This is a genomic window from Psychrobium sp. 1_MG-2023 (assembly GCF_030689115.1).
In the GTDB taxonomy this organism is placed as follows: domain Bacteria; phylum Pseudomonadota; class Gammaproteobacteria; order Enterobacterales; family Psychrobiaceae; genus Psychrobium.
In genome coordinates this window covers 1-8,939 of sequence record NZ_JAUYVJ010000055.1, presented here as the reverse complement: position 1 = coordinate 8,939, position 8,939 = coordinate 1, and the positions used below count along the sequence as shown (strand labels likewise).

10 protein-coding genes are annotated in these 8,939 nt (G+C 43.2%); 8 read left to right on the top strand and 2 right to left on the bottom strand.

The window, feature by feature from the left end; genetic code table 11:
- Positions 1–581 precede the first annotated feature (581 nt).
- Positions 582–1,571 (top strand): lipopolysaccharide assembly protein LapB, encoded by a 990-nt coding sequence (locus tag Q8W26_RS17505; RefSeq protein WP_101215599.1) that lies wholly within the window; start codon positions 582–584, stop codon positions 1,569–1,571.
- A gap of 72 nt (positions 1,572–1,643) precedes the next feature.
- On the opposite strand, the gene Q8W26_RS17500 is transcribed toward Q8W26_RS17505, so the two are convergent.
- Positions 1,644–1,976: a PBPRA1643 family SWIM/SEC-C metal-binding motif protein gene (locus tag Q8W26_RS17500; protein ID WP_101215598.1), complete on the bottom strand. Its 333-nt coding sequence runs from the start codon at positions 1,974–1,976 to the stop codon at positions 1,644–1,646.
- Positions 1,977–2,170: 194 nt separating this feature from the next.
- On the opposite strand from Q8W26_RS17500, the gene Q8W26_RS17495 reads away from it, so the two are divergent.
- Complete coding sequence (locus Q8W26_RS17495; RefSeq protein ID WP_101215597.1) at positions 2,171–2,473, top strand: helix-turn-helix transcriptional regulator; 303 nt, start codon at positions 2,171–2,173, stop codon at positions 2,471–2,473.
- 110 nt (positions 2,474–2,583) lie between these two features.
- Positions 2,584–3,288, top strand: coding sequence for an arsenical resistance protein ArsH (gene arsH, locus Q8W26_RS17490; protein WP_101215596.1), 705 nt, complete (start codon positions 2,584–2,586; stop codon positions 3,286–3,288).
- Between the two features lie 678 nt (positions 3,289–3,966).
- Here the strand turns inward: arsH and Q8W26_RS17485 are convergent.
- Positions 3,967–4,590 (bottom strand): cation transporter, encoded by a 624-nt coding sequence (locus Q8W26_RS17485; protein WP_101215595.1) that lies wholly within the window; start codon positions 4,588–4,590, stop codon positions 3,967–3,969.
- Positions 4,591–4,693: 103 nt separating this feature from the next.
- Between Q8W26_RS17485 and Q8W26_RS17480 the strand changes: the two genes are divergently transcribed.
- From Q8W26_RS17480 to Q8W26_RS17460, 5 genes are all read left to right on the top strand, one after another.
- The gene (locus Q8W26_RS17480; protein ID WP_305473850.1) at positions 4,694–5,098 is read left to right on the top strand and encodes a helix-turn-helix domain-containing protein; all 405 of its coding nucleotides are present in this window, start codon (positions 4,694–4,696) and stop codon (positions 5,096–5,098) included.
- A 201-nt stretch (positions 5,099–5,299) separates the two neighbouring features.
- Positions 5,300–6,178: a MipA/OmpV family protein gene (locus tag Q8W26_RS17475; protein WP_101215594.1), complete on the top strand. Its 879-nt coding sequence runs from the start codon at positions 5,300–5,302 to the stop codon at positions 6,176–6,178.
- Positions 6,179–6,188: 10 nt separating this feature from the next.
- The gene (locus tag Q8W26_RS17470; RefSeq protein WP_305473849.1) at positions 6,189–6,680 is read left to right on the top strand and encodes a DUF3019 domain-containing protein; all 492 of its coding nucleotides are present in this window, start codon (positions 6,189–6,191) and stop codon (positions 6,678–6,680) included.
- A complete protein-coding gene (locus Q8W26_RS17465) occupies positions 6,680–7,411 on the top strand; it encodes a winged helix-turn-helix domain-containing protein (protein WP_101215592.1) in 732 nt (243 codons plus the stop codon). The genes Q8W26_RS17470 and Q8W26_RS17465 overlap by 1 nt, the downstream gene beginning before the upstream one ends.
- A gap of 5 nt (positions 7,412–7,416) precedes the next feature.
- A complete protein-coding gene (locus Q8W26_RS17460) occupies positions 7,417–8,736 on the top strand; it encodes an ATP-binding protein (protein WP_101215611.1) in 1,320 nt (439 codons plus the stop codon).
- Positions 8,737–8,939: the final 203 nt, after the last annotated feature.

Here is an 8,939-nt window from a genome sequence, read left to right as displayed (position 1 = left end):
TCCTGAAAGTGTTTAATTCAGGATCTTTGTTTTGGTGTTAAAAGCGAGATTCCGGCTAAAAGCCTGCCGGAACGACGGAGTGGGGGTTGTCACAACCTGCATACTTGCCATGTTTATTCGGACCTCACAGCCTGTCGTTCTGAAAATGTTTAATTCAAGAACACACAGCCTGTCGTCCTGAAAATGTTTAATTCAGGAACACACAGCCTGTCATCCTGAAAGTGTTTAATTCAGGATCTTTGTTTTGGTGTTAAAAGCGAGATTCCGGCTAAAAGCCTGCCGGAACGACGAGGTGGGGGTTGTCACAGCCTGCATACTGGTCATGTTTATTTGGACCTCACAGCCTGTCGTCCTGAAAGTGTTTAATTCAGGATCTCTGTTTCGGTGTTAAACACGAGATTCCGGCTAAAACACTGCCGGAACGACGGGGTTGGGGTTGTCACAGCCTGTCATCCTGAAAGTGTTTAATTCAGGATCTTACCCTCTTTTGAAAACAATTAAACTTTTTCAACTTTGCTAGGTCTAGTTTTATACGCTGCCAGTTGATTGGCTGATGAGAATAATAACTTGACGGATTAACGATGAAAAAAACAATAACAGCATTATGTATTTCTTTAGCTATTTCAACAGCCTCTTTTGCAAGTACCTTCACTGCAACAAGTGATGTGACACAGGCACTAGAAAATGGCAATGTTGAGGTTGCAGCGCAACATTTCTCTACACTGCCAAAAGCTCAGCAAACCAATTTAGAAGGTGCAATTTTACAGGCGCGAATTTGGTTAGGGGAGCGAAAAGCGGAACAAGCCTATGACTCGCTAGAAGAGTTATTAGAAAAGCACCCCGACCATGATGAGCTGCATTATCGCTTTGGGTTAGCATCGGTTGCGATGGCACAGCAGGCGAGTATTTTCTCAAAGTTAGGTTATGCCAAAGAGGGTCGCAAAGCGTGGGAGCGGGTAGTTAAACGCAACCCACAGCATATTGAAGCATTGGAAGCATTGATTGGCTTCTATCGTATTGCCCCCGGTATTGCTGGTGGCGATGTTGATGAAGCACTTGTCTTAGCTAAAAAACTCAAATCAATTGATGCAGAAAAAGGCTTCTTTCACTTAGCTACGGTCTATCAAAAAATGGAAAACACAGAGCTAACCGAGCAAACACTTGCTGAAGGTATTGAGCAGTTCCCACAGAGTCATCAGCTGTATTTCTTTCGCGGACTAACTCAAGTAGAAGCTCAAGATTGGGGATTGGCTCGAACTTACTTTTCGGCCGCCGTAAAACATGGCCAGAAAGATACTGAAAAACAACAAGCTTTATATCAACTGGGAAAAGTGGCTGCTGAGTCAGGTGAGCATCTTACAATGGGGATTGAATCGTTATTACAACTGACCGAAATTGATGCGCCAATGTATAAACAATGGGTTCCATTTCGCTTAGCTCAGCTTTATGTGATGGATGGGCAAATATCCAAGGCGAACGCTTTGTTAAAACAAGTTGATACTTCAAATGATGAGCGTTTAAAAGATGAAGTTAAGGCATTGAAAAAGGAAATTAAAAAGGTGGCGAGCTAATCGCGCTATTTCACATTGTTGCTGGCGTTGTAGAGTGTAGGACAAACGCCAGCGCTAACTGTGCAAATCAGATTAGCCACAGCACTTCTTATATTTTTTACCACTTCCACATGAACACGGATCGTTACGGTTAGGTGTTTTTTCAAAGCGTGTTGTTTGAGGCTTATTTAGTATTCCTTCCAGCTCTAGAATATTCTCTTCACTATCAGCGTTAACAGTAATATCAGCGAATAGAGCATGCTCTAATACAATCGCTGCAACGTCGACTTTACGTTCTTCACTTGTAACATTAAGCGTTAAAGGGTTTTCTTCAGTACCTAATTTAACTGCACGCTTAGTGTTATAACCAGATTTAACATGATTAACGCGAGTATGGATACGCCCTTTGTAATACAAATCGTGCATGAGAGTCCTTAATAAACCTTTATTGGGCGGATCGCCGTTGAATGGCGCGTAGTATAAAGCAACTCGGATTCTAGGGATAAAAGTATTTTTCGCTTTGGGTGATTTTTTGTGAGCAATGGCGAGAAAATATCATTATATTTCCATATTTGTCGAAATGATTTACGTTAGCGAGCAAGGCTTATTAAGCTTAGCGAATGAAAATTGAAAAAGCAGCTGAGCAATTAGCAGAATTAGGTCATGTTACTCGCCTAGGTATTTTTAGGGCATTGGTGAAAAGTGGCACTAGTGGGTTACCTGTCGCAGACATACAACACCAAGTGAATGTGCCGGGTTCGACCCTGTCACATCACATTAATCGGATGATTAATGTTGGTTTGATAAAACAAGTGAGAGAAGGGCGGGTATTACGCTGTTTTGCTCAGTATGATCAGCTAAATGGTTTAATCGATTTTTTGATGGAAGAGTGTTGTAGTAAAGAACCAACTGATTGCTGTTAGTTAATGGTCGCGTATTGCGGCCTTTCTTTTTATTTTATATTTCGACAAACCTAGAATGATCGAATGGCTTTGGGTTTAGTAATTGAGTGTGTTGATGGAGTTTATGAGGAATGTCTAAATTAAAATTACCCAGTCATAGCGTGGTGAGTGTGCAAGAACAGATAAGAGAACCACAATCTCACGCGCCCCGTATCTTGGTGTTATATGGCTCATTGCGTGAAGAATCATATAGTAAAAAGCTTGCTTTAGAAGCTGCTAATATCCTGTCAAGTTTTGGCGCAGAGGTCAGGGTGTTTGATCCGAGTGAACTTCCTATCTACGGCAGTGTTGACAAAGAGCACTCTAAAGTAAAAGAGCTAACTGAATTAGCTATTTGGTCTGAAGGGATGGTGTGGTGCTCACCTGAGATACACGGCAATATGTCATCCGTTTTTAAAAATCAAATTGATTGGATCCCACTTAGTGTCGGAGCAATTAGGCCAACGCAAGGGCGCACGCTGGCGGTGATGCAAGTATGTGGTGGCTCTCAATCATTTAATGTGGTGAATAACTTAAGAACCTTAGGGCGCTGGATGCGCATGTTTACGATACCTAACCAATCATCTGTACCAATGGCGTGGCAAGAGTTTAATGAAGATGGCTCGATGAAAGAGTCTAATTATAAGAAGCGCGTCGTTGATGTAATGGAAGAATTGTTTCGAATGACGATTATCTTGCGTGATAACCAAGAATGGTTAACACATCGCTATTCTGAAAATGTTGAAGAGTATCAAGATGCTCTTGTTACTAAAATTGTTGAAGAAGTTTTAGAGTAGATTGCCATCATAAAGGGGTCTTTTTAGATTCCCACAATCTGTCATCCTGAAGTTTTTTGTTCAGGAACACACAGCCTGTCATCCTGAAAGTGTTTAATTCAGGAACACACAGCTTGTCATCCTGAAAGTATTTAATTCAGGATCTTTGTTTTGGTGTTAAAAGCGAGATTCCGGCTAACAGCCTGCCGGAACGACGGGGTGGGGATCTTACAGCCTGTCATCCTGAAAGTGTTTAATTCAGGATCTCTGTTTTGGTGTTAAAAGCGAGATTCCGGCTAAAAGCATGCCGGAACGACGGGGTGGGGCTGTCACTTAGTGTCATCCTGAAAGTGTTTAATTCAGGATCTCTGTTTTGGTGTTAAAGACGAGATTCCGGCTAAAAGCCTGCCGGAACGACGAGTTGGGGGTCTTACAGCCTGCCGGAACGACGGGGTGGGGCTGTCGAATATTGTCATCCTGAAAGTGTTTAATTCAGGATCTTTGTTTTAGTGTTAAAAGCGAGATTCCGGCTAAAAGCATGCCGGAACGACGGGGTGGGGATCTTACAGCCTGCCGGAACGACGAGTTGGGGCTACCACTGCCTGTCGTCCTGAAAGTGTTTAATTCAGGATCTCGCTGTGCTGTTAAATACGAGGTTCCAGCTCAAAGCACGCCGGAGCCATAGGAGATGATACGCTATTACTCTGCGCAAACAGGTTGGCGCTTTTCAGCAATTGCTTGTCTTAAAATTTGCCAAGCAGAGCTGAAAAACAGTGAGGCGAGTATTAACGCGACGGCTAAATCTGCCCAAGCCGTCCCTGTGTACCAAACACCGGAGGCGGCTGCAACCACGACTAAATTTCCGATGGCGTCATTACGGCTACATAGCCAGACCGAGCGGACATTGGCATCACCGTCTTTATATTTTCGCAGTAATACGACACTCACTACATTAGCTACAAAGGCTAACATAGCGATTGTTCCCATGGTGTAAGCATCTGGGGAATTCAAGACAAAGATGCGATAAACCGTTGAGCCAAAAACCCAAGCGGCAATAACAAATAAGCTAATCCCTTTAAAAATGGCCGCATTGCTGCGCACCGCAATCGACTTACCAATGACCCATAAACTCAAGCCATAGGTAAAGGTGTCGCCTAAAAAGTCTAGCGCATCAGCTTGCAAGGCTTGCGATTGTGCACTGATCCCCGCGCTCATCTCGACAAAGAACATGCTGGCGTTAATCGCAATAATCCATAATAAAATGCGCTTATAGGCGGCGCTCATACCATCGAAGTTTTTATTGTGTCCGCAACATCCTGCCATTGTTCATCCCCTGATTCGTAATACCTAAGCAATAAAGTTATGATAAAACCTCTAGTAACTAGAGCTTCAAGCGCTTTTATTAATTTATTGCAGGTTTTTTATTATGGCTATTTACAGCATTGGTCAACTTTCTAAACTTACGCACTGTAAAATCCCTACTATTCGTTACTATGAACAAATTGGCTTACTTGAGCAAGCGATGCGAAGCGCGGGTAATCAGCGTCGGTATAATCAAGATCATTTACAGCGTTTGGCGTTTATCCGTCATAGCCGCGCTCTGGGTTTTAATCTTGAAGAAATTAAGCAGTTAATTCACCTACAAACCTGCGCTGCTCACTCTCCTCATGAAGCTCATCAAATCGCACAAACGCATTTAATTGATGTGCAACAGAAAATAAAGCAGCTGCAAGCATTAGAAACTGAATTAAAGAATATGGTTGGTAGCTGCCATCAGGGCGATCCTTATCAATGCCAGGTATTAGCGGCGCTTAATGAATTGCCTGAGTAATATCTCGTTACTTTTTTCACGACCCTAAGCGGAGTAAGGCTGTTGAAGCGATAAGTGTAACCTGTTGTAATGCCGCTTCATCAGTTTGGATACAAACTGATACATTTACATAGACAGTGATACGTCCTTTTTTGATCGCCTTGGTTAAGATGTGTCTATCTTACCAGTTGTTGGTATCACTTACATTTTCAGGGAACGCTTATGACTACGTTATCGAATACTCTTTTAATCAGCGCATTATTACTGTCTCCAACGGCTGTATTGGCTCATGGTGAGCATGGTACAAAACACAAGCACGACAAGAATGAAAAGCACGAGAAACATGATGGTGAACGTCATATTGATATCGACTTTGATGGCAATCAACGTGATGGCTTTTATTTGGGGGTCAGTGCAATTAGCAGTGTCGGTGATAATTTCTATTTCTCAACTCATGATGACTCAGAAGCAGAATTTGATGTTGATGTTAGCTACCGTGTGCAGTTTCTTGGTTTATTCTTTGAGTCACCTGGACTTAGCTCTCGACGAATTCATGGCTTATATGCAACCCCTGCTTGGGGCTTAAACTTCTTTAATAATGAGACTTGGGGCTTAGATTTATTTTACGAAACAGACACTGATGGCATTGATGGCATTGAGGGTATCCAGCAACTCAATCAACACAAACGTGGCGGTCTTCGAGCAACAGGTTATTTCGATAACGGTCAGGTTCAGGCTATTTTTACTCCTTATTCGTCAAATAAAAATGGCAGCGATGGCATTGAGGCATCATTATCTTATGCACATAACTGGCAAGTAAAAAATTGGAATTTCTATGCGAATGTTGGCATGCGCTATCGTTCGAAAGAAGTCGATGCCAACCTTGCTCAAAATGGTTTCCAAGCGATGGAATACAAAGACTCGCGTGCCTCTGGAATTAGTCATGCCGCTGAGATTGGCTTAGAGTACCCACTAAGTAAAGACTGGGTTTTTGGTAGCTTTGTTAGTTATAACACTCTATCTGACCGTGTGATTTCTAGTCGTGATGATGATGTTGAAGATGGCCATCGTGCTGGTGTTTTATTAACGTATGTTTTTTAGGAGGTGGCTAATGAATAGTTTGATTCATCAGCCACTACGCTTAGCCACTAACACTGCCGGTTCGGCAATGTTAGTCGTGCTAACACTAGTGCTTTTTATGGCTTGGCCTGTGCAAGCGCAGGCTCGAGTACAGCTGATTGAAGATGCGCCGCTTACAGAAGCCACTACTGACGTTACCACTCAGCCTGTGAGCATGGCTGTTTCGCCGGAGCAGTGTGTTACCTTGCATCAAGGGCAAGACTGTTACGTGGTACTTTCTGTGAATTGGCAGGCACCAACGGTTGCCAATTATTGTTTGTTTTCTTCTGAAGTCTTACAGCCATTGCAATGCTGGCGAGCGCAGGCACAAGGAGAGTTTAAACAAGAAATTATGGTGCGTCGTAATATTAAGCTCGCGTTACGCATCCAAGGCGAAAGGGATGACTTGGCCGATGGTGAAGTGAAGATCGCTTGGGTCTATAAGAAAAAGGGTAAACCACGCATGTCATGGCGGATGTTTTAATGGAAGAGCAAGCAAAACCACATATTCTATTAGTTGAGGATGACGTGGCATTAGCTGAGTGGGTCGTTGACTACTTACAAGCACGTGATTTTAAAATGACTCATACCACTCGAGGTGATGAGGCTGTTAATTTAATTGCGCAATTGAATCCTGACTTAGTGTTACTTGATGGCATGTTACCGGGGCTTGATGGCATCGATGTGTGTAAGGCAGTGCGGCCACAATTTACCAACCCTATTATTATGATCACTGCACGTGATGAAGAAATCGATGAAGTGCTGGGCTTAGAAATGGGGGCCGACGATTATATGACTAAGCCGGTGAGGGCAAGGGCACTGTTAGCGCGGATTAGAGGAGCATTAAGACGCAGTGAACGAATGCAACAGCCCGCTACGGTCAATGATGAATCATCGGCAGAAATCGACCGCCTCCAATTTAGTGGTTTAGTGATTAGTTTACAGTCGCGCACGGTATCGCTTGATGGTGAAGTGATTAAACTCTCTTCGAATGAGTTCGATGTATTGTGGTTTCTTGCCAGTAAAGCAGGTGAGGTGGTATCACGGGAAGAGCTGGTTAGTCACTTACGTGGTTTTGATTATGATGGCTTTGACCGCTCAATAGATCTGCGAATCTCACGTTTACGCAAAAAACTTAATGATAACTCTGCCGAGCCTTTTCGGATTAAAACCATTTGGGGCAAAGGTTACTTATTGGCTAAGGATGTGTGGTAAAGCAAATGCGTACACTAACCTTATCCCTTGTCGCCGTAGTACTGGTGGCTACGATTGGCTTAGGCTGGATGTTTGATAATGTTTATAGCCAATATGCCTCTGCAGAAGATGAACCTCAAAGCGATGCTATTTCAGCGCTAGAGCAGGTCGGAGAAAATCTAGCATTAGCGTTGAACGGTTTGGAGCAAAAAGCACAGTTTGTGGCAAAGTGGCAAAACAAAAATCAATATCAGCTTAATTTAGTATCGATCGATAGCTTCCCGATGCCTCAAGCACTTATTAATGAAGTTAAATCAGGGCAGTCTTTATTATTAGAGACCGATGATAGTATCGCATTACATTTTTACCTATCCAGCAGCCAAGAACTGCTCATTCTTCATGCCCCTGCACAAGTTAGCCCACAGCCAACAGGCTTAAGAAACCTGATTCTGACCAGTTTATTTTACGTGTTAATGCTGGTGGTTGTTTTGTTGTGGTTGTACCCACTGGCAAAACGTTTATTAGCACTAAGAACAACGGCTAAAGCGTTTGGTGATGGCGATTTAACTCAACGTGTTAATGTCGGCACCATTAGCTATATTAGTGACTTAGAGAGTGAGTTTAATAACATGGCACAGCGGATTGAAAATTTGGTCAGTGATGTCAAGTTATTAAGCCGTGCCGTTTCCCATGATTTACGCACCCCGTTGGCACGTATTCGCTTTGGCTTGGACACATTGGAAGAAGAAGATGATCCGGTGATGCGTCGCCGTTTTGAGCAGCGTATCAGCGATAACGTTGACGAAATGGTTGAGCTGGTGGAAACATTACTTAAATACGCGCGCCTCGATCAGGCGATGCTGGAGTTAAATCAAAGTAACATTGAGCTTAAGCCGTTAATTGATAGCTGTGTTAAAAACAAGAGTAGTGATGAGCTAACTATTGCGGTTGATATCATAGACCAAGATACGAGAATCCTTGCCGATCCTGCTTATATTATGATTATGATTAGCAACTTACTACAAAATGCGACTCAATATTGTCACTCGCTGGTACAGGTTTCACTCACCCAAACAGCTGACAGTGTTGAACTAAGTATCAGTGATGATGGACCTGGTATAGCTGTTGAGCAACGTGAACAAATCTTAAAGCCTTTTATTCGTGGTAACGGTAGCGAGCAACAAGTCAAAGGCTATGGCATGGGACTGGCAATTGTGAAACGAATCTTAGAATGGCATCAAGGCGACATAACCATTAGCCAAGACCCAGTATTACAAGGGGCCAAGATTAGTGTGCGCTTTCCACGTAGTTCTCTAAAGGCTGTCAGAAACCGAGATTCAGGCTAAAAGCGTGCCGGAACGACGGTGTTGGGGTTACCGCATATTGTCGTCCAGAAAGTGTTTCATTCAAGAACACACAGCCTGTCATCCTGAAAGTGTTTAATTCAGGATCTCTGTTTTGCAGCTAAGCGCGAGATTCCGGCTAAAAACATGCCGGAACGACGAGGTGGGGATTGTCACTTAGTGTCATCCTGAAAGTGTTTAATTCA

What these genes read in the sequence shown, in the direction of transcription:
- Q8W26_RS17470 (WP_305473849.1), top strand. Translation starts at nt 6,189, where the DNA reads ATGAATAGTTTGATTCATCAGCCACTACGCTTAGCCACTAACACTGCC.
- Q8W26_RS17495 (WP_101215597.1), top strand. Translation starts at nt 2,171, where the DNA reads ATGAAAATTGAAAAAGCAGCTGAGCAATTAGCAGAATTAGGTCATGTT.
- Q8W26_RS17465 (WP_101215592.1), top strand. Translation starts at nt 6,680, where the DNA reads ATGGAAGAGCAAGCAAAACCACATATTCTATTAGTTGAGGATGACGTG.
- Q8W26_RS17505 (WP_101215599.1), top strand. Translation starts at nt 582, where the DNA reads ATGAAAAAAACAATAACAGCATTATGTATTTCTTTAGCTATTTCAACA.
- Q8W26_RS17500 (WP_101215598.1), bottom strand. Translation starts at nt 1,976, where the DNA reads ATGCACGATTTGTATTACAAAGGGCGTATCCATACTCGCGTTAATCAT.
- Q8W26_RS17460 (WP_101215611.1), top strand. Translation starts at nt 7,417, where the DNA reads ATGCGTACACTAACCTTATCCCTTGTCGCCGTAGTACTGGTGGCTACG.
- Q8W26_RS17475 (WP_101215594.1), top strand. Translation starts at nt 5,300, where the DNA reads ATGACTACGTTATCGAATACTCTTTTAATCAGCGCATTATTACTGTCT.
- Q8W26_RS17485 (WP_101215595.1), bottom strand. Translation starts at nt 4,590, where the DNA reads ATGGCAGGATGTTGCGGACACAATAAAAACTTCGATGGTATGAGCGCC.
- arsH (WP_101215596.1), top strand. Translation starts at nt 2,584, where the DNA reads ATGTCTAAATTAAAATTACCCAGTCATAGCGTGGTGAGTGTGCAAGAA.
- Q8W26_RS17480 (WP_305473850.1), top strand. Translation starts at nt 4,694, where the DNA reads ATGGCTATTTACAGCATTGGTCAACTTTCTAAACTTACGCACTGTAAA.